The following is a 26,366-nucleotide window of genomic DNA, read 5'->3' as shown; positions in this document are numbered from 1 at the left end:
GCCGGTCAGCCGAGGCGGTAGTTCCGCCTGAAGAGGTTCGCCGGGTCATGCGTGGCCTTCAACTCGGCGAGCCTCTTTCGCGTCTCCGCGTCGTACAGCCCCTCGGGCCGGTCGGCGGCGCCGAAGACGAAGTTGAGCGAGCGCCCCAGGGTCTGCGGCGCCACGTGCCCGAACGCCGCCGCGTGCACCGCGCGCAGGTCCGCCACGTCCACGCCGTCCACCAGCGGCGACAGCAGCCGGACCAGCCAGCCCGCCTCGCGGTAGGGCACGGCGTTCGGCGCGGTCCTGGCCAGCGCGCCGCCCAGGTGGTTGAACTGCAGGATGTGCATCGAGGCCGCCCGGGGCCCGGTCAGTGCGAGGATCTCGCCGGCCGCCGCCGGGTCGAGGTGGCCGAGGACCGCGTTGTCGCCGTAGTAGGCGTGCGGGAAGTCCGGGTCGCCGTGGATGGCGGGGCTCTCGGTGTATGGCATCTCGTGCAGCGTGTCCGAGACGGTGGGCCCGAGCTCCCGCAGCGGTGCCACGAGGCGCTCGCCCTCCGCCGCCGAGCCGGTGAACGCGACCCGGATCAGGACGAGATAGCGGCCCTTGAGGTGCGGCGGCAGGTGCGGCAGGTCCGGGTACACGAGCGCCGCGAGCGACGAGGTCAGCTCGTCGGGCAGGGTGCGCGTCCACTCCTCGTAACCGCGCAGCACGGCGGCCGGGTCGACCGCGGTCCCGTCGAACGTGAGGGCGCCGCCGTACAGCCGGGCGACCGGCACCAGACCGATCTCCAGGCCGGTGACCACGCCGAGGTGCGGGCCGCCGCCGAGCAGGCCCCAGAAGAGCTCCGGGTCGGCGTCGGCCGTGACGTGCCGCAAGGTGCCGTCCGCGGTGACGACGTCGACGGAGCGGACGTGGTCCGCGGCGTAGCCGAACTCCCGGCCCAGGATGCCGAGTCCGCCGCCGAGCGTGTAGCCGACGACGCCCACCCCGGGCGCCGTGCCGTTCAGCGGGGCCAGTCCGTGCGGCGCCGCGGCCTCCACGACCTGGCCCCAGCGGGCGCCCGCGCCGACGGTCGCGGTGCGCGCGCCGGGGTCGACCCGCACGGTGTCCATCCGCCGTGTGGTGATCAGGACGCCGCCCTCGAAGGCGCCGGGGACGCCGTGCCCGGTGGCCTGCACGCCGACGGGCAGGCCGGCCTCCGCGGCGTACGCGACCGCGGCGGCCACGTCGTCGGGGCCCGTGGCGCCGACGACGAGGTCCGGCCGCGTCGCGAAACCGGTCTGCATGCCGGCGATCTCCTCCGCGTAACCGGCGTCGTCCGGCCGGAACACGAATCGCTGGGCGGTCAAGTCCACGGGAGCCTCCGTTGAGCGGCGCGCGGCTACCGGGCCGCGTGTTTCGTCCGACGGGGACAGCATCCCTCACGGGTGTGACAAAGGGAGGGACACCCGCCGTCGGTTCATCCGCGGCTCCACCGGGACTCGCGCGCGCCGCGAACCGGGCTGTGGCGGAAGGCGGTTGGCTCATACCGAGTGGCGACACGACGACGCCCCCGCGGTGAGGGTCGCGGGGGCGTCGTCCTTCAAGGGGCGGCGGGGTCAGCCGTCGGTGTGGCCCGACACCTGGTCCGTGGTCCGCGCCGAGGCCTGCTCGACGGCGGTCCGGGGCCGCACCTTCTCCCGTACCAGCGAGAACGCGATCACGAACGCGGCGGCGAGGAGCGAGAGCAGCACCTGCTTGCGGCCTGCCTCGTCGGTGAGCATGTAGACGAGCACGAACGAGATCATCGCGATGGTGACCCACGTCAGATACGGGAAGAGCCACATCTTCACGACGAGCTTCTCCGGCTGCTCGCGCAGGATGATCCCGCGCATCCGCAGCTGCGTGAAGCTGATGATCAGCCACACGAAGAGGGCCACCGCGCCCGAGGAGTTGAGCAGGAAGTCGAAGACGGTGTCCTTCCACTGGTAGTTGAACCAGACGGCGACGAAACCGAAGACGACGGAGCCGAGGATGGCGGCCTGCGGCACACCGCGCGCGTTGGTGCGCGCGAAGGCCTTGGGGGCGTCACCGCGCTGGCCGAGGGAGAAGGCCATGCGGGAGGCGGTGTAGAGGCCGGAGTTGAGGCAGGAGAGCACCGCCGTGAGGACGATGACGTTCATGACCTGGCCGGCGTGCGGAATGCCGATCGAGTTCAGCGCGGCGACGTAACTGCCGTCCTTGGTGATCGACTTGTCGTTCCACGGGAGCAGGGTGATGACGACGAAGATCGAGCCCAGATAGAAGACGCCGATGCGCCAGATGACGCTGTTGGTCGCCTTGGTGACGGCGCGCTGCGGGTCCTCGGACTCGCCGGCGGCCAGCGTGACGATCTCGCTGCCCATGAACGAGAAGACGACCATCAGCACACCGGTGAGGATGGCGCCCGCGCCCTTGGGCATGAAGCCGCCCGCGTCGGTGAGGTGCCCGAAGCCGTCGCCCGGGTTGTCGGAGCCGGGCAGCACACCGAAGACGGCGAGCAGGCCGATGACGACGAACGCGCCGATCGCGACGACCTTGATGCCCGCGAACCAGAACTCGAACTCGCCGTAGGAGCCGACCGAGACGAGGTTCGTCGCGGTGAGCACCAGCATCACGATGAGCGCCCAGCCCCACTGCGGGACCGCGGGTATCCAGCCGTTGAGGATCACGGCGCCCGCGGTGGCCTCCACCGCGAGGACGACGACCCAGAAGAACCAGTACAGCCAGCCGATGGAGAAGCCGGCCCAGCGGCCGAGCGCCTGGTCGGCGTAGGTGGAGAAGGAGCCGGAGGCCGGCCGTGCGGCGGCCATCTCGCCGAGCATCCGCATCACGAGGACGACCATCGTGCCGACCAGGGCGTACGAGATGAGGATGGCGGGCCCCGCCGCGGCGATGCCGGAGCCGGAGCCGACGAAGAGACCGGCACCGATCACACCGCCGATGGCGATCATGGAGAGGTGGCGGTTCTTGAGACCCGCCTTCAGGCCGTCGCCGTGGTCACCGTTGTCGCCAGACCGCGGATCCCCAGGGGATGAGGGGTTGCTGTCTGCCTTCGCAAGGGAGGGTTGCGAGGTCATGGACGAATCCTTAAGTTCTCGGGTCACGAGCCCCCGCATTCAAACTCAGGGGTGAACGGGACGGAAGTCCTGAATCCGGATCGTTGTATTCCGACGAAAGGCCTGGACCAAGGTCCCGACCTGGGAGATCAAGGACCGCCCCGGTCGCGGCTACCCGCCTCGTGACGTGCCACACTCGGACCCATGCGCGTGTACCTCGGCTCGGATCATGCCGGCTACGAACTCAAGAACCACTTGGTCGAATGGCTCAAGAGCCACGGCCACGAGCCCGTCGACTGCGGGCCCCACATCTATGACGCCCAGGACGACTACCCGCCGTTCTGCCTGCGCGCCGCGGAGAGGACCGCCGCGGACCCCGACGCCCTCGGCATCGTCATCGGCGGCTCGGGCAACGGCGAGCAGATCGCCGCGAACAAGGTGAAGGGCGTACGGGCGGCCCTGGCCTGGAGCGAGCAGACCGCGGAGCTCGGCCGTGAGCACAACAACGCCAACGTGATCTCCATCGGCGGCCGGATGCACACGCAGGAAGAGGCGACCAAGTTCGTCGAGATCTTCCTGAACACGCCGTACTCCGGTGAGGAGCGTCACACGCGCCGCATCGAGATGCTGTCGGCTTACGAGGAGACCGGCGACCTGCCCCCGATTCCTGAGGGTCACCCCCAGTCGTAGGGGTACGCCCCGGGGCTCCGCCCCGGACCCCGCTCCTCAAACGCCGGAGGGGCTGATTTCCGCGTGCCGGGGATCTTTCAGCCCGTCCGGCGTTTGAGGACGAGCCCTTAAGGCGATTCGTAACCCGCACAACCCCCGGAGGGACCCCGTGCCGGAGGGGCACACCATTCACCGCCTTGCGGCCGATCACCGGGACCGGTTCGAGGGCCGGGTCGTCCGGGCGACCAGCCCCCAGGGCAAGTTCAGCGACAGCGCGGCGCTGGTCGACGGCCAGGTGATGGACACCGCCGAGGCTCACGGCAAGCACCTCTTCCTCGGCTTCGCCGGCACCGGCTGGGTCCACGTCCACCTCGGCCTCTTCGGCAAGTACACCCTCGGCGGGACGCCCGCACCGCCGCCCACGGACACCGTTCGGCTGCGGCTCCTGAACGACGCGTACCACTCCGACCTCCGCGGCCCCACCACCTGCGCCCTCGTCACGGACGAGGAGAAGCAGGCGATACACGACCGGCTCGGCCCCGACCCCCTCCGGGACACGGACGACCCGGAGAAGGCCTACCGCCGCATCTCCCGCAGCCGCACCACCATCGCCGCCCTCCTCATGGACCAGAAGGTCATCGCGGGTGTCGGCAACGTCTACCGCGCGGAGGTCCTCTTCCGGCACGGCATCGACCCGTACCTGCCGGGCAAGGACGTCACCGCGGAGCAGTGGGCCACCATCTGGGCGGACCTCGTCGCCCTGATGCACGAGGGCGTGCGGCTCAACCGCATCGACACGGTCAGGCCCGAGCACACCCCCGAGGCGATGAACCGCCCGCCGCGCGTCGACGACCACGGCGGCGAGGTCTACGTCTACCGCAGGGCGAACCAGCCCTGTCACCTCTGCGGCGACGAGATCCGCACCGCCGGCCTGGCGGCCCGCAACCTCTTCTGGTGCCCCACCTGCCAGCGCCCGGCCTGAACCGTACGTGAACGCCCCGGCCCCGGCCGCCGCCTAGAAGCCGTGCGGCAGCCAGGGGGCCACGTCCGAGCCGAAGGCCACCGACGCCTCGGCCAGCGCGCCCTGGCGCAGCTCCCGCACCCGGCCCGCGGCCGCCAGCGACGACAGCGAGACCCCGCCGAGGTAGGCGGAGCCCAACTCCCGTACCGACAGCGCGAGATCAGGCGCGTCCTCGGTGCGTGAGCAGGAGGCGCCCTTCGCGTCGCCGGTGAGCCGCCACCGTCCCGCGTTCCAGGGGCAGAAGGCGTCCTCGACCTCGAACACCACGTCCAGGGGCGTCTGGTACGTCCGCGCCTGAAGGGCCGCGCCCACCTCCACGAGCCGCACGTGCAGCGAGTCCCGCACCGAGAGGTCGCAGCGGCGGACGTCGGAGACCAGCTGCAGCACCGCGTCGTCCACCGGACGGCTGTGGGCGAGCACCGACGTCGTCAGGTCGACGCCGAAGAGGAACTCCCACAGCGCCGCGTTCGCCGCCGGGTCCAGGGCCTCCAGATCGTGCAGGTGCACCACGCCCTTGGGGCCCTTCCAGTCCCAGTCGGGCTTCACGGCGAAGCGCGCGTACCCGACGAGCTCGCCCGCGCGCTCGGCGACCACGCACTGCAGCGGCGAGGCGCCGTTCCGCTCGCCCGGCGGGTCGAGCAGCCGCAGCCGCTCCCAGCCGGGACCGCGGGCCAGCATGCCCGGACGCGCCGTCACCAAGCGGGCGTAGAGCGCCTCGCACGCGGCGTGGACGTCGGCGGGCCGCGCGTACCGAAGACGTACGTCCTCGGTGCCCGGCGGCAGCGACAGCCGCACCCGGGTCGTGTCGATGTCGGCCTTCAGCTGCTGGGTCGCGGCGCCGTAGCCGAACCGGCCGTAGATGACCGGCTCGGAGGCGGTGAGCACGGCGAGCGGCTCGCCCCACGCGCGCACGTCGTCCAACTGCCGTCGCATCATCGACGTCAGGATCCCGCGCCGCCGGTGCGTGGCCGCCACGCCGACCATCGTCACGCCCGCCGCGTCCACCAGGGCGCCGCCCGGCACCGCGAGACGGAAGGAGAACGCCCCCGCCGTCCCCACGCAGCTCTCGCCGTCCCAGACGCCGATCGACCGGTCGTGCTCGGTCAGCGCGCGCCACAGCTCCCGCTCCTCGGCGGCCTCGGCGACACCCCCGAAAGCCAGCTCCAGCGTCCCGTACCACGTATCCCAGTCGGCCTCGGCGAGCACCCGCACGTCTGTCGTCATATGCCATGACTATCAGGGCGATACGTCCGGTGCGACAGGATTTCCGCGCTCCGGGAAGGCCGTCCACCCCCGTCGACGACGCTCCTCCGACGGGGGACAACCGGGACCTCCCGTGCGAAGGGAGCGGCTCGCTGGATAAGGTCCACGAGCAATGGCGGTACGAGGAGAACGGCGCGGACGTCGCGAGCGGGGCGAGCGGCGGGCCGAGGCCGACACGTTCACGGCCCGGATGAAGAAGCGGCTGCACCGGGTCCGCATCGCGCTGCGCAAATCCGGGGTCGACTACTTCCGCGGCGACGGCTCCGACTGGGTCGCCCTGGCCGGCCTCCTCCTGACCGTCCCCGTGATCACCTGCGGCACGATCGTCAACAGCGTCTGGTGCTCACCGGCCGCGCTCGTCCTGCCCATCGTCGCGGGCGGCCTGCTGCTGCGCCCCGCCAGCCTGCTCGGCCTGTACGCGGCGTCGGCGGTAGCACTCATCGTGGAGTCGGTCCAGCTCGGCCCGTACCCGGAAGGCGTCTCACGGGTCACCCCGGGCACCGTCCTGGTGGTCGCCGCCTGCGGCTTCTTCGGCCTCCTCATCGCGCAGTTCCGCAGCCGGGTCGGCGTGCCCTGGCGCGGCGGCGGCACGATGCTCTTCGACCTGCGTGAACGCATCCGCGTGCAGAGCAAGCTGCCGAAGCTGCCGCGCGGCTGGCACCGCGAGATGGCGCTGCGCCCGGCCGGCGGCCAGTCCTTCTCCGGGGACTTCGTGGTCGCCGCCCGCACCAACGGCGGCCGCACCCTGGAGGCGGTGCTCACCGACGTCTCCGGCAAGGGCATGGACGCGGGCTCGCGCGCGCTGCTGCTCTCCGGCGCCTTCGGCGGTCTGCTCGGCTCGCTGCCCCCGCATGCCTTCCTGCCCGCCGCCAACGGCTATCTGCTCCGCCAGGACTGGGACGAGGGGTTCGCGACCTCCATCCACCTCGTCCTCGACCTGGAGACCGGCGACTACGAACTGTTCTCCGCGGGCCACCCGCCCGGCCTCCAGCTCAGCGCGGGCAGCGGCCGCTGGGAGGAGAAGACCGGGCAGGGCCCGCTCCTCGGGGTGTACGACGGCGCGCAGTTCGACCCGGTCAAGGGCGTGCTGCGCCCCGGCGACGTCCTGATGCTCTTCACGGACGGCCTCGTCGAGACCTCCGACCGCGACATCGCCGAGGGCATGGACCGCCTGACCGGTGAGGCCGACCGCTATGTGGCGGGCGGCTTCCACGGGGCGGCCTGGCACCTCATCGAGGCGGTGGCGAAGGACGTGAACGACGACCGGGCGCTGCTGCTGATCTGCCGGGAGGCGTGAGCCCCGGCGGCGCGGCGGGCCCGGCCGGCTACGGCGCGCTGTCCGCCCGGGCCCGCTCGGCCTTCTCCGGTGTGCCGCCACCGGCCGCCACCGCGGGACCGGAGCCCTGCGGCAGGACCCGCGCCAGCCACTCCGAGCGCCCCGCGGCCAGCGGTCCGAGGACCGCGAGCAGCAGCACGTACCCCGCGATGAAGGGGGAGAGGCGCTCGTCGAGGCCCGCGCCCGCCGCCATCGTGGCGAGGATCAGCGCGAACTCGCCGCGGGCCAGCAGGGTCGTGGAGATGTTCGCCGCCGGGCCCGCCCCGAAGCCGTACACGCGGGCCGCGCCGAGCCCGGCCAGGACGTTCATCGCGAGCGTCACCGCGACCGCCGCGAGCACCGGCCACACCACCGCCGGCAGGTCGCCGGGGTCGATGGAGAGGCCGAACGCGAAGAAGAAGATCGCGCCGAACGCGTCCCGCAGCGGGTGGACCAGGGTGCGGATGCGGTCGCCGGACGCCGTGCTGCCCAGCATCAGGCCGACCATGAACGCGCCGATCGCGTCGGCGACGCCGAACCACTCGGAGACTCCGGCCACGAAGACGGCGACGCCGAGGAAGGAGATGACGAGGAGTTCGTCGTCCCGGGTGTCCATCAGCCGCCCCACGGCCTTCGTGCCGAAGCGGGCCGCGAGCGCGAGCAGCAGCAGGAAGCCGAAGGCCTTGCCGCCGTCCAGGACGGCGGCCGAGAGGCTGTCCGCGCCGGACAGGATCGGCTGCAGCGCCGCGAGGTAGAGGGCCAGGAAGATGTCCTCGACGACGATGATGCCGAGGATCGGCTTGGTCTCCGGATTGCCGAGCCTGCCGGTGTCGACCAGGACCTTGGTGACGATCGCCGAGGACGAGATGCCGAGCACCCCGGCGAGGACCAGCGCCTCGGAGGTGCCCCAGCCGAGCGCGAATCCGAAGCCCAGGCCGGCGCCGACGTTCAGGGCGAGGTAGGTGCCGCCGGCGAGGGCCATCCTGCGGCCGCCCGTCTTGAGGTCGTCCAGATGGAATTCGAGGCCCAGGTAGAAGAGGAGCAGGACCAGGCCGAGCGCGGAGAGCATCTCCAGGTCGTGCGGGTCGGAGACCAGGACCACGCCGGGGGTGTGCGGGCCGAGGAGGATCCCGGCCAGGATGAAGAGGGGGATGGTGGGGAGTCCGATGCGACCGCCGAGGCGGGCGAGGACGGCGGCGGCGAGGAAAGCGCCGCCCATGGCTATCAAGGTGTCCGCGTGTCCGATGGGCCGTTCCTTCCGTAGGGATGGCAAGAGAGATGACCAGACAGCTGGCATCGAGCAATGGCAAAGGGAGCGTCAAGAACGCGTCAATACTTAGATTACCAAACGACCCGCGCGGTCTTCCTGAACCCCTGAGGTGGGGTTCTCCCCACCCCGCGTTCGCCAGCCGCCCTCATGGTCCGCACCACCCCCGCCTCCGTACGTTCGAGAGGTCGAATTCGTCACGAGAGGTGGACCGGGACATGGGGCTGCGGCGGAAGAAGAACCGAGTCGCCGAGGAGGACGTACGCGTCCCCGGCGGGGCGCCCGGCGACTGGGCCGTCGAACTGCGGGGCGTCCGCCGCCGGTACGGCCGCGGCTCCGGGGCCGTGCACGCCCTCGCCGGCATCGACCTCGCCCTGCCGCGCGGCAGCTTCACCGCCGTCATGGGCCCCTCCGGCTCCGGCAAGTCCACCTTCCTGCAGTGCGCTGCGGGCCTCGACCGGCCGAGCGCGGGCACCGTCCGGCTCGGCGGCACCGAGATCACCGGCATGAGCGAGAACAAGCTCACCGCGCTGCGCCGCACCCGCCTGGGCTTCGTCTTCCAGGCCTTCAACCTGCTGCCGTCCCTCACCGTCGAGCAGAACGTCGTCCTGCCGATGCGCCTCGCGGGCCACCGCCCCGACCGCCGCAAGGCCGCCGAGATGCTCACCCGGGTCGGCCTCGACGGCTTGGGGCGCCGCCGCCCCGGCCAGCTCTCCGGTGGCCAGCAGCAGCGCGTCGCCATCGCCCGCGCCCTGGTCACCGAGCCCGACGTGCTCTTCGCCGACGAACCGACCGGCGCCCTGGACACCACCACCGCCACCGAGATCCTCGGCCTGCTGCGCTCCGCCGTCGACCGGATGGGCGCCACCGTCGTCATGGTCACCCACGACCCGTCCGCCGCGGCCTACGCGGACCGCGTCCTCTTCCTCGCCGACGGCTCCGTCGTCGACCACCTCGACGGCGCCTCCGCCGCGCGGATCGCGGACCGGATGACCACCCTGACCGCCCGCACCACCCCGGCGTACTCGGGGGTGGCCGCGTAATGGCGTACCGCCCCAACGGCCTCGCCCGCGCGGCCGTCCGCTTCAAGCCCGCGGCGTTCGCCGGGACCTTCGTCGCCCTGATGATGGCCTCGCTGATCGTGGCCGCCTGCGGCATCCTCCTGGAGACGGGGCTGCGCGCCTCGATACCCTCCACCCGGTACGCCGGCGCCCCCGTGGTGGCCGCCGCCGACCAGGCCGCGCACTTCACCACCGGCAGCGGCGAGGGCCGCTCCGACACCGCCACCCCGCTGCCCGACCGGGCCCGGGTCGCCGACTCCCTGGTGGCCAGGGCCGCTTCGGCGCCCGGCGCGCGCACCGCCGTCCCCGACGTCACCTTCCCCCTGCGCTCCGGCGGCAAGGACGTCACCGCACACGGCTGGGGCTCCACCGCTTTCACCGGCGAGAAGCTGACCGCGGGCCGCGCCCCGCACCCCGGCGAGGTCGTCCTCGCCGCACCCGGCGCCGCCGTCGGCGACCGCACCACGCTCACCACCGCCGACGGACCGCGCACCTTCCGTATCTCCGGCACCGTACGGCCCGCACCGGGCACGCCCACCGCCTGGTTCACCGACACCGAGGCCGTCCGCCTCTCCGGCCACCCGGGGCGCGTCGACGCCATCGCCGTCCTGCCGAAGCCGGGGGTGCCGGCCGAGACCCTCAAGGCACAGGTGACGCACGCCATCGGCGGCAGGGCCGAGGTCCACACCGGCGACGACCGCAGCGCCGCCGAGGGCTCCGAACTCGCCTACGCCAAGGAGATGCTGACCGGACTCGGCGGCTCCTTCGGCGGCATCGCCGCCCTGACCGCCGTGTTCACCGCGGCCGGCACCGTCGCCCTCTCCGTCGGCCAGCGCGCCCGCGAGTACGCCCTGCTGCGCGCCATCGGCACCACCCCGCGCCAGATCCGCCGCACCATCGCCACCGAGACCCTGCTCGTCGCGCCGCTCGCGGGCGCCGTCGGCCTGCTGCCCGGCATCGCCCTGGCCCACTGGTGGTTCGGACAGCTCAAGGAGAAGGGCGCGATCCCCGGGGGCGTCGGTCTTTCCGTCTCGTTCATCCCCCTCCTCGCCGCCGTCGGGGTCGCCGTCCTCACCGCGCTCGGCGCCGGGTACCTGGCCGCCCGCAGGCCCTCGCGGATCAAGCCGGGCCGGGCGCTCACGGAAGCCTCCGTGGAGCGGGTGCCGCTCGGCTGGATCCGTACGCCGCTGGGTGTCGCCGCGGCGGCCGGCGGCGCCGTCTTCGCCGGGTTCGCCGCACACAACACCGGCGAGGACGCGGCCAACGCGGCGCTCGGCGTCGTCATGCTCTTCATGCTCGCCGTCGCCCTGCTCGGCCCCCTGGTGGCCCGCGGCTGCGCCGCCCTGTTCGGGCTTCCGCTGCGCGGCGCCGGCGCCCCCGCGTCGCTCGCGGCCGCCAACTCCCGTTCGAACGCCCGCAGGCTGGCCTCCGCGATCACCCCGATCGTGCTCGCCATGGCCTTCTCCAGCGTCCTGGTCTTCATGCACACCAGCGAGGACCGGGTCGTTGCCGACCAGCAGCGCGCGGGCATCACCGCGGACCACATCGTCACCTCCGAGGCGGGCCTCGCGCCGGACGCGGTCAGGAAGGCGGCCGGGACGGACGGGGTCACCTCGGCCGTCGGCCTGCTCAAGACGTCCCTGCTCGTCCCGGTCGGCTCGGGCGGCGACCGCTGGCTGGAGTCGGCGTCGGCGCAGGGCGTCACCGGCACCGCCGCCGACCTCGGCGCGGTGCAGGACCTGAAGATCGAGACCGGCACCCTGCGGCTCGGCCCCGGCGAGATCGCGGTCGACGGCCGCCTCGCCGACTCTGCGCACGTACGGACCGGCGACCGCCTCGACATCCGGCTGCCCGACGGCACCAAGGCGGCGCCGAAGATCGTGGCGACGTACGGCAGGGGCCTCGGCCTCTCCCAGGTCACCCTGCCGGCGGCCGACCTGAGGCAGCACGTCACCTCGTCCTTGGCCACCGAGATCTGGGCCAAGGGCGGCTCCGCGCAGGCCCTCTCCGGGCTCGGCACCCGCACGGACCGGGACGGCTACGCCACCGCACGGTCGCTGGACCGCGAGCTCAACGCCTGGGCCAACACCACCATGGCGGCCGTCCTCGGCGGCTTCGCGGCGATCGCCGCCGTCAACACCCTGGTGATGACCGTCCTGGACCGCCGCCGCGAACTCGGCACGCTGCGCCTGATCGGCTCCACCCGCCGCCAGGTGCTGCGGATGGTCCGCTGGGAGGCGCTGCTCGTGGCCTGCGCGGGCATCGTCATCGGCTCGGCCATCGCCCTGGCCACGCTCGTCCCGATGATGAACGGCCTGACCGGCCAGGGCCCTTATGTTCCCCCGCTGGTGTACGGGTCGTTCGTGGCCGCGGTCCTGGGGCTCGGTCTGGCGGCCACCACGCTGCCCGCGCGGGCAGCGCTAAAGTCGGCCGCATGACGCCCGCAGACCAGGACCGCACGCCGCCGCCGGAGCCGACGCCGGCACTGACGCCGACGCTGACGGTGGCGGAGGTGGAGGCCCTGGCCCGGCAGGCGCACGCCGACCAGACCGACAAGGCGGGCCGCCCCTACACCGAGCACCTCCGGGCGGTGGCGGACGGTGTGCGCTCACGCGGCGGCGACGACGAACAGATCGCCGCTGCCTGGCTGCACGACTCCGTCGAGGACGACGCCCTGACGGAAGAGTGGCTCAGGGACGCCCCGCTGACCCGCCGCACGAAGGACATCGTCCTGGCGCTCACCAAGCTCGCGGGCGAGCCGCCGGAGGCGTACGCGGCGCGCATCCTGGCGACGGACGGGGCCCGCCTGGTGAAGGAGGCGGACCTGGCGCACAACGCGGACCCGGCCCGTCTCGCGGTGCTTGACGCAACGACGAGGGCGCGCCTGACGGTGAAGTACACCGCCATGCGCGCCCTGTTGGGGATCGGGGAAGGCCCCGAGGGGTCCCGCTAGCCGGACTTGGCCCGCTCCCTGGCCAGCGCCGCCGCGTCCCGCTTGAAGGCCCACTCCATCTTGGGCTCCATCGCGAAACGGAACATCCGCTGTACCGGAGGCGTGCACAGCACGGTCACCACACTCGCGGCGACCACGGTCACGAAGATCTCGCCGGCCGGCTGGTGCAGCCAGTCGTAGGTCTCGAACCAGCCCCAGAAACGGGAGCCCTTGGCGAGGAAGCCGTGCAGCAGGTAGCCGTACAGCGTGCCCGCGCCGAGGACCGTGAACCACATCTTGCGGCGCGGCACCCACGCGAAGAAGCACGCGGTGAGGACCACGGAGCAGCCGAAGAGCGCCAGCGTCATCACGATGCCGACCCACCACGGGACGCCCAACTCCTGGGCGCTGTCCCGGCGGTAGAACCACACGGAGGTCATCCGCGGGGCCGCCCAGTACGCGAGCAGCAGCGCACCCGCGAAGACCGGCACCGACAGGATCCGCACCTCACGGCGGCGCACCAGCTGGAAGTACTCGGGCTTCATGAAGAGGCCGAGCACGAAGAACGGCATGAACTGCAGGACGCGCTGCAGGTCGAGGTCGTCGCCGATGTCCGGTGAGATCACCGCGAGCATGGCGATGGCCAGGGCGAGCGGCACCGGCCAGCGCACGATCTTCCACAGCGGCACGGTGAGCCGCCACACGAAGAGCGCCACCAGGAACCAGGTGAGGTACCAGGGGTCGAGCAGGCTGATCGGCTGGCTCGGGTCGTCGTCCGCGTACCGCTTGAACAGGGTGTACGCGACCTCGAAGATCACGTACGGCACCGCGACGCCGGTCACCAGCCGCTTGAGCCGGTCGGGCCGCATGTTGAAACTGCGCGAGAAGTAGCCGGAGATCAGGATGAACGCCGGCATGTGGAAGGTGTAGACGGTCATGTACAGCGCCTCGGCGGCACGGCTGTGATCCGTCAGGGGTTCCCATGCATGGGCCATCGCCACGAGGACGATCGCCAGGTACTTGGCGTTGTCGAAGAACGCGTCGCGCTGCTTGGCGGGCTTCGAGCCGCTCTGAGCCGTGCTGTGGCCGCTCGTGGTGGGGGGAGCGGTGGCGGCCTGCGGGGTCGGATGGTGGGAGCGGGGAGTGGGGACTCCGGCCGCCGGCACCTGGGCCGGGGGGAGCGGCGCCCGGTGGCGTCCGTGCGGGTGCACCGAGTTGGTCACAGGCCCTCCCACCATGCGCTCGGTGAGACGACCCGGGACCGCACTGCGCCTCTGGGGGTGGTGGCAGCGTGGAACATCTGAGGCACCCTAGCGTCGAGTCGCCGTTTTCGTAAAACCCTCGTCACTTATCTCAACTCAATCTCTGGCCCACACGGTGGGGAATCCCGCTTAACGGGTACCGGATACCCTGGATTCGCGCCGAGTCGACAAAGAGATGCGGTCACTTTCTGCCCGTTAGGTCACAACTCATCCGGTTTAAATGGTGCATAACACCCTCGGGCGACTCTGGTGAAATGTCCGGTTGGCCGGGGAGTTCGGGGGAGTTACGCGCCCGTGATGTGCCGCCGGCGACAATTCGAATTTCCTGCGAACGTCGTGTGTGGCCACGGCAACGATCACGCCTGATTTCCGCCGGGGTCGGCCGTCGAAATGCTGTACGAGGGGCCGCCGTTCATGCGCTCCACGGCGCGCGCGGCACGCGGCGCCCGGGAAAGCTCTGGCCGACGATGTGTCACCGGCCGCATACAGCGGGCCTGTTGGTGGCACGATGGTCCGTGGCGGGGGTGTGCGGGGTCGTACCCCCCGAGCCGGGAGAGTGACCGACCTAGGGTGTGATCAGTGTGGCCATTTCGCTGTCAGTGGTACTGCTGTTGGCGATCATCCTTGTGGTGCTGATCCGCGGGGGATCGCTCAAGGCGGGCCCCGCGATCGTCGCGGTGCTCTTCGGCTTCTTCCTCGCCTCGACCGGCATGGCGCCCTCCATAAACCGCTTCCTGAACGAACTGGCGGAGACCATCAACTCGATCAGTTTCTGAGGGCTCCCCGAGGCAGGGGGCGCGCCCCGCACGCCCCCCCCGCGGTCCACGGCTCAGGAAGTCCGTTGCAGGGCCCTGAGCGAGGCCACCAGCCGGTCCACCTCCTCCGACGTGTTGTAGAGCGACAGGGAAGCCCGCGCCGCCGACTCCAGGCCGTAGTGCGCGAGCGCGGGCTGCGCGCAGTGATGGCCGGCGCGGACCGCGATGCCGTCCCGGTCCAGCCAGTCGGCGACCGCCGCCGGGTCGTGCCCCGCGAGGGTGAAGGTCAGCACCGCGATCCGCTCGGGCGCCGCCCCGATCAGCGAGAGCCCCGGCACGGCGGCCATGGCCTGCTCCGCGTACGCCATCAGCGCGTTCTCGTACGAGGCGACGGCGTCCCGGTCGAACGAGGTCAGCCAGTTCAGCGCGGCCAGCAGTCCGGCCACCCCGCCGATGTGCCCGGTGCCGGCCTCCAGGAGGTGCGGCGGGGGCGCGAAGGCCGTCCGGTCGAAGGAGACGGACTCGATCATGTTGCCGCCGCCCTGCCACGGCTTCATCGCGGCCATGACCTCGGGCCGCGCGTACAGCGCGCCGATGCCGGTGGGCGCGAACAGCTTGTGCCCGGAGAAGGCGTAGAAGTCCGCGCCGAGATCCTGGACGTCGACGGGGAGATGGGCCACCGCCTGCGCGCCGTCCACGAGCACCTTGGCGTCGTAGCGGTGGGCGAGCGCGGCCATCTCCCGTACCGGCGGGACGGTGCCGAGGACGTTCGAGGCGTGGCTGATCGCGACGAGCCGGGTGCGGTACGAGAGCAGATCGGCGTACGCCGCCCGGTCGATCTGCCCGGTCTCGTCCAGCGGCACCGGGACCACCCGGGCGCGCGTCTCCTTGGCGATCAGCTGCCAGGGGACGATGTCGGAGTGGTGCTCCAGGACCGGCACGAGGATGTCGTCGCCGGGCCCCAGGTTCGCCCGCCCCCAGCTCTGCGCGACCAGGTTGATCGCCTCCGTGGTGCCGCGCACGAAGGCGATGGTCTCGGGCCCCTCGGCGCCCAGGAACGAGGCGACCGCCGCGCGCCCCGCCTCGTACGTCTCCGTCGCCTCGCGGGCCATCGTGTGCGCGCCGCGGTGGATGTTGGAGTTGGCGGCGCCGTAGTAGGCGGCGAGGGCCTCGATGACCTGGCGTGGCTTCTGCGTGGTGGCCGCGTTGTCGAACCAGACGAGCGGGTGGCCGTTGACGGTCCGGTGCAGGACCGGGACGTCCTGGCGGGCGGCCTCGGGGGAGAAGGTGCCGGGTGGGGTGGCAGCCCTGACGGGGGGGCGCCGACGTGGAGGGCGCCGGTACGGAAGGCGCCGGTACGGAGGGCGTCAGCGCGCGCCCCAGGCCCTGAACGTCAGGAATAGTCATGGTACTTGGCCACCTCGACGTTCTGCAGGACGGCGACGGCGTCCTCCACCAGGACCGCGGTGTTGAAGTACGCCGTCATCAGGTACGACGTGATGCCCTTGTTGTCGACGCCCATGTTCCGCATCGACAGGCCCGGCTCGACCTCGTCCGGTACCTCCGAGGGCCGCAGCCCGACGACGCCCTGCTCCGCCTCGCCCATCCGCATCAGGAGGATCTCGGTGGTCCCGGTGTGGATCCCGCCGCCGTTGGCGAAGCGCACCTTGTCCGACGGGATCAGCGGCACCCCGCGCCAGGTCAGCAGCGGGCTGCCGAACCGGGTGTCGGTCACCGGGGGCACGCCCCGGCGCGTACATTCGCGGCCGAACGCGGCGATGGCCCTCGGGTGCGCGAGGAAGTAGCCGGGCTGCTTCCACACCCGCGTGAGCAGCTCGTCCAGGTCGTCGGGGGTGGGCGCGCCGGTGCGGGTCTGCACGCGCTGGCCCGGCGAGACGTTGTTGAAGAGCCCGAACTCGGGGTGGTTCAGGAGCGCGGACTCCTGCCGCTCGCGCAGCGCGGCGATGGTCAGGTTGGCCTGCGCGCGCGTCTGGTCGATCGGCCCGTTGTAGAGGTCGGAGACGCGGGTGTGCACGCGCAGGACGGTCTGCGCGAGGCTCATGTGGTACTCACGGGGCGCGTCCTCGTAGTCGACGTACGTCCCCGGCAGATCGGGCTCCCCGACGTGCCCCGACGCGAGGTCCACCGGCACCTCGCCGCCCGCGGCGGCGGGATCGCTCGCGTTGTAGGCCGTCAGCTCCGCGTTCAGCGTCTCGTCGCGGTCCGCGAGCGCCGTGAGGGCGCCGCGCTCGGCACAGAGCGCGGTGCCCCGGGTGAGCGCCTGCACCCGGTACGGCATCGGCTCGGACCTGCTCCACGCGCCCAGGTCGAAGAACTGCCCGTCCCCGACCACCTCCAGCAGCGCGTCCTCGCCGTACCGCCCGGAGACCCGCTTCTCGGCCCGCCCCTGCACGATGATCCAGAGCCGGTCCGCGGCGTCGCCCTCCTGCACGATGACCTGCCCCGCCTCGAAGGTGACCTCCGTGAAGGCGTCGGCAAGACCGGCGAGCGCGGCGTCGTCGGCCTCGCGCAGATACGGCACCTCGCGTAAGTCGCCGGGTACGACGCGGGCGCAGCCGTTGTCGTCGTAGGTGCTGACGCGGTCGTCGCCCAGCACGAAGGAGCGGCGGCGGTTGACGCGGTACACGCCGGCCTCGATGTCCACCCAGGGCAGGGCGCGCAGCAGGTAGCGGGGCGTGATGCCGCGCATCTGCGGCACGGTCTTGGTGGCGGTCGCCAGCTGCCGTGCGGCATCCGGGCCCAGCGAGAGTCGTTCGGTCATCGGAACCTCCGTGAAGTCGGGTGAAGGGGACCGATCGTCCGGTCCGTACTTCCTGCCTCACAAGGGGGCATATGCCTGCATCACGGTGGAAGGGCGGGAAACCGCCCCGGCCTGCGGGCGCGGCACCGGGCTGAGCGGCGCACTGTCGTCCGGGACCACGGGCGGCGGCCTTCCGCGCGGCCGACATTCGTCCCGATCCGTCCCTGAGGGCGAACTATGCGGCGCTGAAAGGAGCCGTTATGCGCCCTCGCGCGAACACCGTCCGCCCCTGTCGGCCCGGCACCACCGACTCGTCGGCACCACCCCGGAAACGCGAAGAACCCCGGACCTCGAAAGGTCCGGGGTTCCTGCACAGAGCGGGCGACGGGAATCGAACCCGCGTAGCTAGTTTGGAAGACTAGGGCTCTACCATTGAGCTACGCCCGCACGGATCGCGCCATCGGCGCGGAGGCCGCGGCACGACAGGCATCGTAGCGGGTCGTGGGCCCTCGCCGCACGCCCCCTCACCCGCCGCCGGATAACCGGGGGCCGTACCGCCTGCGGGCATGTACCCTACGTGTCGCACCGACGGGGTGTGGCGCAGCTTGGTAGCGCGTCCGCTTTGGGAGCGGAAGGCCGTGGGTTCAAATCCCGCCACCCCGACCAGCTTGATCCTCGCGCCCGTTTCCCCGCGGTTCCCCGCCGTGTTCCCCCGCGCGCGATCCCGTCCGGCCTCTCCGCGGGATCCCTTCCAAGATCGCATTGTGGCTCGGCTCCCGCTTGCCGTTACTATGCAAGCTGTGTGCCCGTGTGTCTCTGAGCCGGGCAGAATCCCAAGAAGTCAGCCCCAAGGAGACCGAACCGTGAAGAGCGCCGTGGAGACCCTGAACCCGACCCGGGTTCGGCTCACTGTTGAGGTGCCCTTCGAGGAGCTCAAGGACAGCCTCGACGCGGCCTACAAGAAGATCAACCAGCAGGTCACGGTGAAGGGCTTCCGCAAGGGCAAGATCCCGGCCCGTGTCATCGACCAGCGGTTCGGCCGCGGCGCCGTCCTCGAAGAGGCCGTCAACGACGCGCTCCCGAAGTTCTACACCGAGGCGGTCAACGAGGCCGAGCTCAACGTCCTGGGCCAGCCCGAGGTGGACATCACCGAGCTGAAGGACAACGAGACCCTCAACTTCACCGCCGAGGTCGACATCCGTCCCGCGATCGAGATCCCGGACTACTCCGGCATCGAGGTCGAGGTCGACGCGGTCGAGGTCAGCGACGAGGAGGTCGACAAGGCCGTCGAGGAGCTGCGCGAGCGCTTCGCCTCCACGTCCCCGGTCGAGCGTGCCGCCGAGGACGGCGACGTCGTGACGATCGACCTGGAGGCCAAGGTCGAGGGCGAGGTCCTGGAGGACGGCGTCGCGTCCGGCGTCTCCTACACGATCGGCTCCGGCGAGCTCCTCGAGGGCATCGACGACGCCGTCAAGGGCCTGGAGGCCGGTGGCGAGGCCACCTTCACCTCCGAGCTCAAGGGCGGCTCCGCGGCCGGCAAGGAGTCCGAGGTCACCGTCAAGGTCACCCAGGTCGCCAAGCGTGAACTGCCGGAGCTGGACGACGACTTCGCGCAGCTGGCGTCGGAGTTCGACACCCTCGACGAGCTCAAGGCGGACAGCCGCAAGCGCCTCGAGAACATGAAGCAGTACGACCAGGCCACGCAGGCCCAGGAGCGCGTCCTGGAGAAGCTGCTCGAGCTGGTCGAGGTCCCTGTCCCCGAGAAGCTCCTCGCGGACGAGATCGAGACCCGCAAGCACAACCTGGTCAACCACCAGCTCGGCCAGATGGGCCTCGACCTCGCGAAGTACCTGGAGATCCAGGGCAAGAGCGAGGAGGAGTTCGACGCCGAGACCAAGGAGCAGGCCGAGAAGGGCATCAAGACGCAGTTCGTCCTCGACGAGCTCGTCAACAAGGAGAAGCTGAACGTGAACCAGGAGGAGCTCACCGAGCACCTCATGCGTCGCGCGCAGTCCTCCGGCATGTCCCCCGACCAGTTCGCCCAGGCCGTCGTCGAGGGCGGCCAGGTCCCGATGCTGGTCGGCGAGGTCGCCCGCGGCAAGGCCCTCGCGGTCGTCGTCGAGGCGGCCACGGTCAAGGACACCAACGGCGAGGTCGTCGACCTGGACGACGACGAGGACGAGACCGAGACGGAGACGCCTGCCGCTGAGGCGGAGCAGACCGAGGCGTAAGCGCTGCGGCTCGGCCGAACGTACACCGGGGCTCCCAGGACTTAGCGGTCCCGGGGGCCCCGGTGCCGTTTCCCCGCGCCCTGTCGGGGCGCCTTCGGTACGGTCGCGTTCCGGTCGGCCGGTGTGCTTTTGGGGGCGCGGGGAACTGCGCGCTCGGCCAGGAACGACCCGCACCCGCCGTGGCCCCTGCCGCGGCAGCCGCGCCCGCGGCCCGGCGGTGGCTGACCGCGCAGTTCCCCGCGCCCCTGTCGGGGCGCACCCGGCACCGTCCCCCGCGGCCCAGACGGGGCCGCCCCGCACCGTCCAAGGCGCCCCCGCCAGAACCTGCGCTCACAGCGAACAGTCGCCTTCGCGGGATTCCCCGGACGGGGCTGAGCGTTAGGGTCCATGAATACGAGGGCAGGGGAGTCCCCGCAGCCGCCCGGAGAGGCTGGCAGCACCCGGGGGCCCCAGGCCTCAGCTGAAGACGTGAGACGGCCCGGCGCCGTCGTAAGACGAGCAGGTGGATACGTGACGAATCTGATGCCCTCCGCCGCCGGCGACCCCTCCATCGGTGGTGGCCTCGGCGACCAGGTCTACAACCGGCTGCTCGGCGAGCGGATCATTTTCCTCGGCCAGCCGGTCGACGACGACATTGCCAACAAGATCACCGCACAGCTGCTGCTCCTTGCGTCCGACCCGGACAAGGACATCTACCTCTACATCAACAGCCCCGGCGGCTCGATCACGGCCGGCATGGCGATCTACGACACCATGCAGTACATCAAGAACGACGTGGTGACGATCGCGATGGGCATGGCGGCCTCGATGGGCCAGTTCCTGCTCAGCGCCGGTACGCCCGGCAAGCGCTTCGCGCTGCCGAACGCCGAGATCCTGATCCACCAGCCGTCCGCAGGCCTCGCCGGCTCCGCGTCGGACATCAAGATCCACGCCGAGCGGCTGTTGCTCACCAAGAAGAAGATGGCCGAGCTCACGGCACACCACACCGGCCAGACCGTCGAGCAGGTCACGCGCGACTCGGACCGCGACCGCTGGTTCGACCCGCAGGAGGCCAAGGAGTACGGCCTCATCGACGACATCATGTCCAGCGCCGCCAGCATGCCGGGCGGGGGCGGCACCGGAGCCTGAGCCCCGTGCTCAGCGCCCCGAAGCCAGCACCCAAGCCCCTCCCTTCTCAGGAGAAACCAGAGATGAACAACTTCCCCGGCAGCGGCCTCCTCGGACGCGCGCAGGCCGAGAGCGGCCAGGCCGAGTTCACCGGCGCCAGCGCCGAGTCCCGTTACGTGATCCCGCGCTTCGTCGAGCGCACCTCGCAGGGCGTGCGCGAGTACGACCCGTACGCGAAGCTCTTCGAGGAGCGCGTGATCTTCCTCGGCGTGCAGATCGACGACGCGTCCGCCAACGACGTCATGGCGCAGCTCCTGTGCCTGGAGTCGATGGACCCGGACCGCGACATCTCGATCTACATCAACAGCCCCGGCGGCTCGTTCACGGCGCTCACGGCCATCTACGACACGATGCAGTTCGTGAAGCCCGACGTGCAGACCGTCTGCATGGGCCAGGCCGCCTCCGCCGCCGCCGTGCTCCTCGCGGCCGGTACGCCGGGCAAGCGCATGGCGCTGCCGAACGCCCGCGTCCTGATCCACCAGCCCTACAGCGAGACCGGCCGCGGCCAGGTCTCCGACCTGGAGATCGCCGCCAACGAGATCCTCCGGATGCGTTCGCAGCTGGAGGAGATGCTGGCCAAGCACTCCACGACGCCGATCGAGAAGATCCGCGACGACATCGAGCGCGACAAGATCCTCACGGCCGAGGACGCGCTCTCGTACGGCCTGGTCGACCAGATCATCTCCACCCGGAAGATGAACAATTCCGCGGTCGCCTAGCGCAGGGCTGTAGCATCTGCCGCTCCTTGGCACGGTTTGTGCACGACTCGCGTCGAAGTGAACCGTGCCAAGGGGGGCCCGAACGGGGGGCCCGGCAAGGTACCGTCGGATATGAGGCACCAGGAGCCGCTGAACGTGGCGTCTCCCAGGCGAAGGGGAAGCACCTCGTGGCACGCATCGGTGACGGCGGCGATCTGCTCAAGTGCTCGTTCTGCGGAAAGAGTCAGAAGCAGGTCAAGAAGCTCATCGCAGGCCCCGGTGTGTACATCTGCGATGAGTGCATCGACCTCTGTAACGAGATCATCGAGGAAGAGCTCGCGGAGACGAGCGAGGTCCGCTGGGAGGAACTGCCCAAGCCTCGCGAGATCTACGAATTCCTTGAGGGCTACGTCGTGGGCCAGGAGCCCGCGAAGAAGGCCCTCTCGGTAGCGGTGTACAACCACTACAAGCGGGTCCAGGCCGGAGAGAACGGCGGCGCGCAGGGCCGTGACGACGCGATCGAACTCGCGAAGTCCAACATCCTGCTGCTCGGCCCGACGGGATCCGGCAAGACGCTCCTCGCGCAGACGCTCGCGCGCATGCTGAACGTCCCGTTCGCCATCGCGGACGCGACGGCGCTGACGGAGGCCGGCTATGTCGGCGAGGACGTCGAGAACATCCTGCTCAAGCTGATCCAGGCGGCCGACTACGACGTCAAGAAGGCCGAGACCGGGATCATCTACATCGACGAGATCGACAAGGTCGCCCGCAAGAGCGAGAACCCGTCGATCACCCGCGACGTCTCGGGCGAGGGCGTCCAGCAGGCGCTCCTGAAGATCCTGGAGGGCACGACGGCGTCGGTTCCCCCGCAGGGTGGACGCAAGCACCCGCACCAGGAGTTCATCCAGATCGACACGACGAACGTGCTCTTCATCGTGGGCGGCGCCTTCGCCGGCCTCGAGAAGATCATCGAGTCGCGGGCGGGCGCGAAGGGCATCGGCTTCGGCGCCACCATCCGCTCCAAGCGCGAGATGGAGGAGAAGGACCAGTTCGAGGACATCATGCCGGAGGACCTGGTGAAGTTCGGGATGATCCCCGAGTTCATCGGCCGCCTCCCCGTGATCACCTCGGTCCACAACCTCGACCGTGAGGCCCTGCTCCAGATCCTGGTCGAGCCGCGCAACGCGCTGGTGAAGCAGTACCAGCGCCTGTTCGAACTCGACGGCGTGGAGCTGGACTTCGAGCGCGAGGCCCTCGAGGCCATCGCGGACCAGGCGATCCTCCGCCAGACGGGCGCGCGCGGTCTGCGCGCCATCATGGAGGAGGTCCTGCAGTCGGTGATGTACGAGGTGCCGTCCCGCAAGGACGTGGCCCGCGTCGTCATCACGGCCGACGTGGTCCGCTCGAACGTCAACCCGACGCTGGTGCCGCGCGAGGCGCGGGGCGGCGGCGCGGGCGAGCAGAAGTCGGCCTAGCCGTAGGGCTGTTCGGGTCGTACGCCGAAGGGGCGCCCCGCGAGTGATCGCGGGGCGCCCCTTCGGCGTGTGCGGGCTCCGTCGGCCCGTCGGTCAGAGCTTGACGCGGGTCTCGTCGCGAACCTTGAGCGTGGTGCCCGAGGCCTCCTTCAGCGACGGGGACTTGCCCGCCATGGCGTCCGCGATCGCGACGGAGATCACGACGGCGACGGTGCTCTTGTCACCCCAGATGCAGACCGGCATGCGGATCTCCTTGGGGGCGCCACTGGTGGCCTTGTCGTTCTTCTGCACGGATTCCTGGCACTTGAGGACGACCTTGCCCGTGCTGAAGTCCTCGGGGCTGCCGACCAGTTCGCCGGTGTCCGAGCTGTTCACCGTGGAGTCCTTCTTGACCTTGGCGAACATGGCGTCGACGACCTTCTCCGGGTCCGAGACCTTGCCGTAGACACCCATGAACTGCAGGGCCTTCGCCGACAGGGCGTTGCTCTCGTCGCCCGCCTGGTATCCGGCGTCGACGTCCTGGGCGTCCTGCACCCCGGCCTGCTCGGCGGCCGCCAGGTCGCTGGAGTTGAAGCCGCCCATGGAGCTGTCGTCCTTCTTGTACTCGGTGAGCAGCGTGGCCGGCGTTGTCAGCTTGTGCGGCCCGTCGTCCTTGATGCCGCCGTCCGCGACATTGGAGGAGCCGTCCTTCTTGCCGCCCTTGTCGTCGTCACCACCCGCGAGGACGAGGTAGCCGCCGACAGCCGCCGCGGCGACCACGGCGACGGTGGCGATGATGAGGCCGGTCTTCTTCTTGCCGCCGCCGGGGGGCGGGGGCGGCACCTGCCCGTAGGGCGCCTGCTGGCCGTACGGGGCCTGCGGCTGCCCGTAGGGGCCGGGCTGCTGGGGCTGGCTGTAGCCGCCCTGCTGCGGGGCCTGCTGGGGGTAGCCGTAGCCGGGCTGCGGCGGGGGAGCCTGCTGAGGGTAGCCGTAACCGGGCTGCGGGGCCTGCGGCGGCTGGCCGTAGGGGCCGGGCTGCTGCGGCGGGACTCCCTGGGGCGGCTGCCCGTAGGGGCCCGGCTGCTGGGGCGGCTGCCCGCCGTACGGGCCCGGCTGGTTGTAGCTCATGGGTTCCCCCTCCGAAATGCTTATCTGTCCCTGACATCCTGACGCAACGGGGCCCGGTCCGATGACCGGGCCCCGTGGACCTGAGGTGTCAGGTGTGTGAGGGACGGGGGGAGGGGCCCGGCCCGGCCGGCGTCAGCGCTTCACGCGGACCTCGCCGCGGAACTTGGCCGTGGTGGTCGCCGCCTCGTCGAGGTCGGCGGACTTGCCGCTGACCGCGCCCGCGACGTCCGTCGTGACGACGTAGCCGATGGTGCTGTGGTCGCCCCAGATGCAGGTCGCCGCGGACATCTCGCTCGGGCCCGCCGCGCCGGCGGAGGTGCCCGTGGAGCCCGTGCCGGACCCCATGGCGATCTTCATCTCCTGGCACTTCAGGACCGCGCCGTCGAGCTCGGCGGGCTCGTACTGCTTCGGCTCGCCGACCAGCGTGATCTTGCGGCCGCCGCTCTCCGACGACGAGCCGTTCTTCTCCTTGGCGTTCGTGAACATGTGGTCCACGACGCCCTCCGGGTCCTCGATGTCGCCGTAGACCCCGCCGAAGCTCAGGATCTTCTGCGACATCGGGTTGTCCTCGCTGCCCGACTTGTAACTGGCCTGCACGTCCTCGGGGTTCTTCACCCCGGCTGCCTCGGCCTTGTCGAGGTCGATGCTGCTCGGGGCGCCGTCGCCCTCCCCGTCCTTCTCGTACTCGCCCATGACCGTCTGCGGCGTGGTCAGCTTGTGCGGGCCGTCGTTCTTGACGCCGCCGTCCGCGACGCTCGACGAGCCGCCGCCCTTGCTGTCCTTGTCGCCGTCCGCGAGCAGGAAGTAGCCGCCGACGGCCGCAGCGGCCACCACGGCGACGGCCGCGATGACGAGCCCGGTCTTCTTCTTGCCGCCACCCGGGGGCGGGGGCGGGACCTGGCCGTACGGGGCCTGCTGCCCGTAGGGGGCCTGCGGGGGGACCTGGCCGTAAGGGGCCTGGGGCTGCTGCCCGTAGGGGCCGGGCTGCTGGGGCTGGCTGTATCCACCCTGCTGCGGGGCCTGTTGCGGCGCCTGCGGGGGGTAGCCGTAACCGGGCTGCGGGGCCTGCGGCGGCTGGCCGTAGGGGCCGGGCTGCGGGGCCTGGGGCTGCTGCCCGTACGGGCCGGGCTGCTGGGGCGGCTGCCCGCCGTACGGTCCCGGCTGGTTGTAGCTCATTACTGGGGGTCCCTCCCGATGCTTATGTATGCCGAACATCCTGTCGGATGGGCGCGGAGGGCGGGACGGCCGGGCGGGATCGATGCGCAGTTGTTGAAGGGCTGTGCCAGAGGGCGGACGTACGAGGGCCCGGGGCGACGCACCGCCCCGGGCCCTTCCTCCCCGAATGCGCCACTACGCCTTGACGCGGGCCGACTTGCGCAGGTCGGCGCCGAAGTCGGCGACGTCGTCCACGGCCATGCCGCCACCGTCCCCCTTCGCCATCGCCGCCACGTCGACGCCGAACACGATGCCGTACGTGCTGTGGTCGGCCCAGATGCAGATCGGCAGCTTCGTCTCGTCGCCGCCGTCCTTGATGCGGGCGGTCTGGCACTTCATGACGGCGCCGTCGAGGCCGTCCGGCTCGACGCTCTCGGGGCTGCCGACGAGATCGACCTCGTCCCCCTCGTCGGTGGACTTGGCCGACTCCTTCTCGGTGTTCTCGTCGGCCTTGACGAAGCCGTCGTCGACGGCCTGTTCCGGGTCGTCGATGTCGCCGTACATCCCCTGGAAGCTCATCTGCTTCCCCTTCAGGGCCGCGCCGGATTCATACGTGGCCGACACGTTGTGCGGGTTCTTGATGCCGATCTCCTCGGCGTTCTTCTTGTCGCCGGAGCCGAGCGGACCACCGTCGGGGGCACCCGCTTCGTCGCCCTTCTCGTACGCGCCCACCGAGGCCGGCGGCACCAGCTTGTGCGCCCCGTCGTCCTCGACGGAGGCCGAACCGCCCCCGCCGAACGCGGCGTACGCGCCGAAACCGATCCCGGCGACGGCGAGCACGGCGACGACCACCCCGATGACGAGCCCGGTCTTCTTCCTGCCACCGGTCGGCGGCCCCTGCGGCGGGGGCGGCACCTGGCCGTAGGGCTGCTGCCCGTAGGGGCCCTGCGGGGGCTGCCCGTACGGGCCGGGCTGCCCACTCCCGTAGGGTCCCGGCTGCTGCGGCGGCTGTCCGTAGGGCCCCGGCTGCCCGCCCCCGTACGGGCCCGGCTGCTCTCCGTCGTACGGGCCTGGCTGGTGGCTCATGGCGCGGGTCCCCCTCCGAACGCTGACGTGTCCCGGCCATCGTGACCGACGTTCGGCCCGCGTGGTGCCCCGCCGGACAAGC

Annotated in this window: 21 protein-coding genes and 2 tRNA genes; 12 read left to right on the top strand and 11 right to left on the bottom strand. The window is 71.2% G+C overall.

Going from position 1 to position 26,366, the window contains the following annotated elements:
• Positions 1–5 precede the first annotated feature (5 nt).
• The gene (locus tag ACZ6B8_RS02465) at positions 6–1,268 is read right to left on the bottom strand and encodes an FAD-binding oxidoreductase (protein ID WP_471606445.1); all 1,263 of its coding nucleotides are present in this window, start codon (positions 1,266–1,268) and stop codon (positions 6–8) included.
• Between the two features lie 312 nt (positions 1,269–1,580).
• Complete coding sequence (locus ACZ6B8_RS02460; RefSeq protein ID WP_471073936.1) at positions 1,581–3,080, bottom strand: amino acid permease; 1,500 nt, start codon at positions 3,078–3,080, stop codon at positions 1,581–1,583.
• A gap of 183 nt (positions 3,081–3,263) precedes the next feature.
• On the opposite strand from ACZ6B8_RS02460, the gene ACZ6B8_RS02455 reads away from it, so the two are divergent.
• Together ACZ6B8_RS02455 and ACZ6B8_RS02450 are read left to right on the top strand one after the other, a co-directional pair.
• Positions 3,264–3,749 carry a ribose-5-phosphate isomerase gene (locus ACZ6B8_RS02455; protein ID WP_471606034.1) on the top strand — a complete coding sequence of 162 codons (486 nt, stop codon included), beginning with the start codon at positions 3,264–3,266 and terminating at the stop codon, positions 3,747–3,749.
• A 148-nt stretch (positions 3,750–3,897) separates the two neighbouring features.
• Entirely contained in the window at positions 3,898–4,710 is an 813-nt protein-coding gene (locus ACZ6B8_RS02450; protein ID WP_471073941.1) for an Fpg/Nei family DNA glycosylase, read from the top strand.
• Between the two features lie 33 nt (positions 4,711–4,743).
• On the opposite strand, the gene ACZ6B8_RS02445 is transcribed toward ACZ6B8_RS02450, so the two are convergent.
• Positions 4,744–5,973 (bottom strand): GNAT family N-acetyltransferase, encoded by a 1,230-nt coding sequence (locus ACZ6B8_RS02445; RefSeq protein ID WP_471606033.1) that lies wholly within the window; start codon positions 5,971–5,973, stop codon positions 4,744–4,746.
• Positions 5,974–6,124: 151 nt separating this feature from the next.
• Here ACZ6B8_RS02445 and ACZ6B8_RS02440 point away from each other — a divergent pair, with 151 nt between their 5' ends.
• Positions 6,125–7,309 (top strand): PP2C family protein-serine/threonine phosphatase, encoded by a 1,185-nt coding sequence (locus tag ACZ6B8_RS02440; protein ID WP_471073949.1) that lies wholly within the window; start codon positions 6,125–6,127, stop codon positions 7,307–7,309.
• Positions 7,310–7,337: 28 nt separating this feature from the next.
• Here ACZ6B8_RS02440 and ACZ6B8_RS02435 read toward each other — a convergent pair whose 3' ends face one another.
• Positions 7,338–8,546, bottom strand: a complete 1,209-nt coding sequence (locus tag ACZ6B8_RS02435) for a cation:proton antiporter (protein WP_471073952.1) — start codon at positions 8,544–8,546, stop codon at positions 7,338–7,340.
• Positions 8,547–8,812: 266 nt separating this feature from the next.
• On the opposite strand from ACZ6B8_RS02435, the gene ACZ6B8_RS02430 reads away from it, so the two are divergent.
• The 3 genes from ACZ6B8_RS02430 to ACZ6B8_RS02420 are packed head-to-tail and all read left to right on the top strand — an operon-like array spanning position 8,813 to position 12,608.
• Positions 8,813–9,637, top strand: coding sequence for an ABC transporter ATP-binding protein (locus ACZ6B8_RS02430; RefSeq protein ID WP_471606032.1), 825 nt, complete (start codon positions 8,813–8,815; stop codon positions 9,635–9,637).
• Complete coding sequence (locus ACZ6B8_RS02425; RefSeq protein ID WP_471606031.1) at positions 9,637–12,093, top strand: ABC transporter permease; 2,457 nt, start codon at positions 9,637–9,639, stop codon at positions 12,091–12,093. Before ACZ6B8_RS02430 ends, ACZ6B8_RS02425 begins: the two co-directional genes overlap by 1 nt.
• The gene (locus ACZ6B8_RS02420; RefSeq protein ID WP_471073961.1) at positions 12,090–12,608 is read left to right on the top strand and encodes an HD domain-containing protein; all 519 of its coding nucleotides are present in this window, start codon (positions 12,090–12,092) and stop codon (positions 12,606–12,608) included. The genes ACZ6B8_RS02425 and ACZ6B8_RS02420 overlap by 4 nt, the downstream gene beginning before the upstream one ends.
• Here the strand turns inward: ACZ6B8_RS02420 and ACZ6B8_RS02415 are convergent.
• Entirely contained in the window at positions 12,605–13,810 is a 1,206-nt protein-coding gene (locus ACZ6B8_RS02415; protein WP_471606030.1) for an acyltransferase family protein, read from the bottom strand. The genes ACZ6B8_RS02420 and ACZ6B8_RS02415 overlap by 4 nt on opposite strands.
• Positions 13,811–14,430: 620 nt before the next feature.
• Here ACZ6B8_RS02415 and ACZ6B8_RS02410 point away from each other — a divergent pair.
• Complete coding sequence (locus tag ACZ6B8_RS02410) at positions 14,431–14,625, top strand: hypothetical protein (RefSeq protein WP_127910262.1); 195 nt, start codon at positions 14,431–14,433, stop codon at positions 14,623–14,625.
• A gap of 53 nt (positions 14,626–14,678) precedes the next feature.
• Here the strand turns inward: ACZ6B8_RS02410 and ACZ6B8_RS02405 are convergent, their stop codons facing one another.
• From ACZ6B8_RS02405 to ACZ6B8_RS02395, 3 genes are all read right to left on the bottom strand, one after another.
• Positions 14,679–15,854, bottom strand: a complete 1,176-nt coding sequence (locus tag ACZ6B8_RS02405; protein ID WP_471606444.1) for a SufS family cysteine desulfurase — start codon at positions 15,852–15,854, stop codon at positions 14,679–14,681.
• A 143-nt stretch (positions 15,855–15,997) separates the two neighbouring features.
• Positions 15,998–17,386 (bottom strand): family 2B encapsulin nanocompartment shell protein, encoded by a 1,389-nt coding sequence (locus tag ACZ6B8_RS02400; protein ID WP_471606029.1) that lies wholly within the window; start codon positions 17,384–17,386, stop codon positions 15,998–16,000.
• Between the two features lie 355 nt (positions 17,387–17,741).
• A tRNA-Gly gene (locus ACZ6B8_RS02395) sits at positions 17,742–17,812 on the bottom strand.
• Positions 17,813–17,954: 142 nt separating this feature from the next.
• On the opposite strand from ACZ6B8_RS02395, the gene ACZ6B8_RS02390 reads away from it, so the two are divergent.
• The 5 genes from ACZ6B8_RS02390 (at position 17,955) to clpX (ending at position 22,936) form a co-directional block, all read left to right on the top strand.
• Positions 17,955–18,031 (top strand) — tRNA-Pro (locus ACZ6B8_RS02390).
• 197 nt (positions 18,032–18,228) lie between these two features.
• Positions 18,229–19,596, top strand: a complete 1,368-nt coding sequence (gene tig, locus ACZ6B8_RS02385; protein ID WP_471606028.1) for a trigger factor — start codon at positions 18,229–18,231, stop codon at positions 19,594–19,596.
• Between the two features lie 522 nt (positions 19,597–20,118).
• On the top strand, positions 20,119–20,724 hold the full coding sequence (locus tag ACZ6B8_RS02380; RefSeq protein ID WP_471076389.1) for an ATP-dependent Clp protease proteolytic subunit: 606 nt from the start codon (positions 20,119–20,121) through the stop codon (positions 20,722–20,724).
• A 62-nt stretch (positions 20,725–20,786) separates the two neighbouring features.
• Positions 20,787–21,482: an ATP-dependent Clp protease proteolytic subunit gene (locus tag ACZ6B8_RS02375; protein WP_471073976.1), complete on the top strand. Its 696-nt coding sequence runs from the start codon at positions 20,787–20,789 to the stop codon at positions 21,480–21,482.
• 167 nt (positions 21,483–21,649) lie between these two features.
• Positions 21,650–22,936 carry an ATP-dependent Clp protease ATP-binding subunit ClpX gene (gene clpX / locus ACZ6B8_RS02370; RefSeq protein ID WP_355808261.1) on the top strand — a complete coding sequence of 429 codons (1,287 nt, stop codon included), beginning with the start codon at positions 21,650–21,652 and terminating at the stop codon, positions 22,934–22,936.
• Between the two features lie 93 nt (positions 22,937–23,029).
• Here clpX and ACZ6B8_RS02365 read toward each other — a convergent pair whose 3' ends face one another.
• The 3 genes from ACZ6B8_RS02365 to ACZ6B8_RS02355 all read right to left on the bottom strand — a co-directional run bounded on the left by ACZ6B8_RS02365 (position 23,030) and on the right by ACZ6B8_RS02355 (position 26,284).
• Complete coding sequence (locus tag ACZ6B8_RS02365; protein WP_471073979.1) at positions 23,030–24,043, bottom strand: hypothetical protein; 1,014 nt, start codon at positions 24,041–24,043, stop codon at positions 23,030–23,032.
• Between the two features lie 132 nt (positions 24,044–24,175).
• Positions 24,176–25,219, bottom strand: a complete 1,044-nt coding sequence (locus ACZ6B8_RS02360; protein ID WP_471073982.1) for a hypothetical protein — start codon at positions 25,217–25,219, stop codon at positions 24,176–24,178.
• Positions 25,220–25,393: 174 nt separating this feature from the next.
• Complete coding sequence (locus ACZ6B8_RS02355) at positions 25,394–26,284, bottom strand: hypothetical protein (protein WP_471606027.1); 891 nt, start codon at positions 26,282–26,284, stop codon at positions 25,394–25,396.
• Positions 26,285–26,366: the final 82 nt, after the last annotated feature.

The organism is Streptomyces sp. NPDC041122, from assembly GCF_055592445.1.
Note: the sequence above shows the minus strand (reverse complement) of the source record. Positions and strands in the feature narration are given on the sequence as shown.

What these genes read in the sequence shown, in the direction of transcription:
- ACZ6B8_RS02465 (WP_471606445.1), bottom strand. Translation starts at nt 1,268, where the DNA reads ATGCAGACCGGTTTCGCGACGCGGCCGGACCTCGTCGTCGGCGCCACG.
- ACZ6B8_RS02460 (WP_471073936.1), bottom strand. Translation starts at nt 3,080, where the DNA reads ATGACCTCGCAACCCTCCCTTGCGAAGGCAGACAGCAACCCCTCATCC.
- ACZ6B8_RS02455 (WP_471606034.1), top strand. Translation starts at nt 3,264, where the DNA reads ATGCGCGTGTACCTCGGCTCGGATCATGCCGGCTACGAACTCAAGAAC.
- ACZ6B8_RS02445 (WP_471606033.1), bottom strand. Translation starts at nt 5,973, where the DNA reads ATGACGACAGACGTGCGGGTGCTCGCCGAGGCCGACTGGGATACGTGG.
- ACZ6B8_RS02440 (WP_471073949.1), top strand. Translation starts at nt 6,125, where the DNA reads ATGGCGGTACGAGGAGAACGGCGCGGACGTCGCGAGCGGGGCGAGCGG.
- ACZ6B8_RS02435 (WP_471073952.1), bottom strand. Translation starts at nt 8,546, where the DNA reads ATGGGCGGCGCTTTCCTCGCCGCCGCCGTCCTCGCCCGCCTCGGCGGT.
- ACZ6B8_RS02430 (WP_471606032.1), top strand. Translation starts at nt 8,813, where the DNA reads ATGGGGCTGCGGCGGAAGAAGAACCGAGTCGCCGAGGAGGACGTACGC.
- ACZ6B8_RS02425 (WP_471606031.1), top strand. Translation starts at nt 9,637, where the DNA reads ATGGCGTACCGCCCCAACGGCCTCGCCCGCGCGGCCGTCCGCTTCAAG.
- ACZ6B8_RS02420 (WP_471073961.1), top strand. Translation starts at nt 12,090, where the DNA reads ATGACGCCCGCAGACCAGGACCGCACGCCGCCGCCGGAGCCGACGCCG.
- ACZ6B8_RS02400 (WP_471606029.1), bottom strand. Translation starts at nt 17,386, where the DNA reads ATGACCGAACGACTCTCGCTGGGCCCGGATGCCGCACGGCAGCTGGCG.
- ACZ6B8_RS02380 (WP_471076389.1), top strand. Translation starts at nt 20,119, where the DNA reads ATGCCCTCCGCCGCCGGCGACCCCTCCATCGGTGGTGGCCTCGGCGAC.
- ACZ6B8_RS02375 (WP_471073976.1), top strand. Translation starts at nt 20,787, where the DNA reads ATGAACAACTTCCCCGGCAGCGGCCTCCTCGGACGCGCGCAGGCCGAG.
- ACZ6B8_RS02365 (WP_471073979.1), bottom strand. Translation starts at nt 24,043, where the DNA reads ATGAGCTACAACCAGCCGGGCCCGTACGGCGGGCAGCCGCCCCAGCAG.
- ACZ6B8_RS02360 (WP_471073982.1), bottom strand. Translation starts at nt 25,219, where the DNA reads ATGAGCTACAACCAGCCGGGACCGTACGGCGGGCAGCCGCCCCAGCAG.
- ACZ6B8_RS02355 (WP_471606027.1), bottom strand. Translation starts at nt 26,284, where the DNA reads ATGAGCCACCAGCCAGGCCCGTACGACGGAGAGCAGCCGGGCCCGTAC.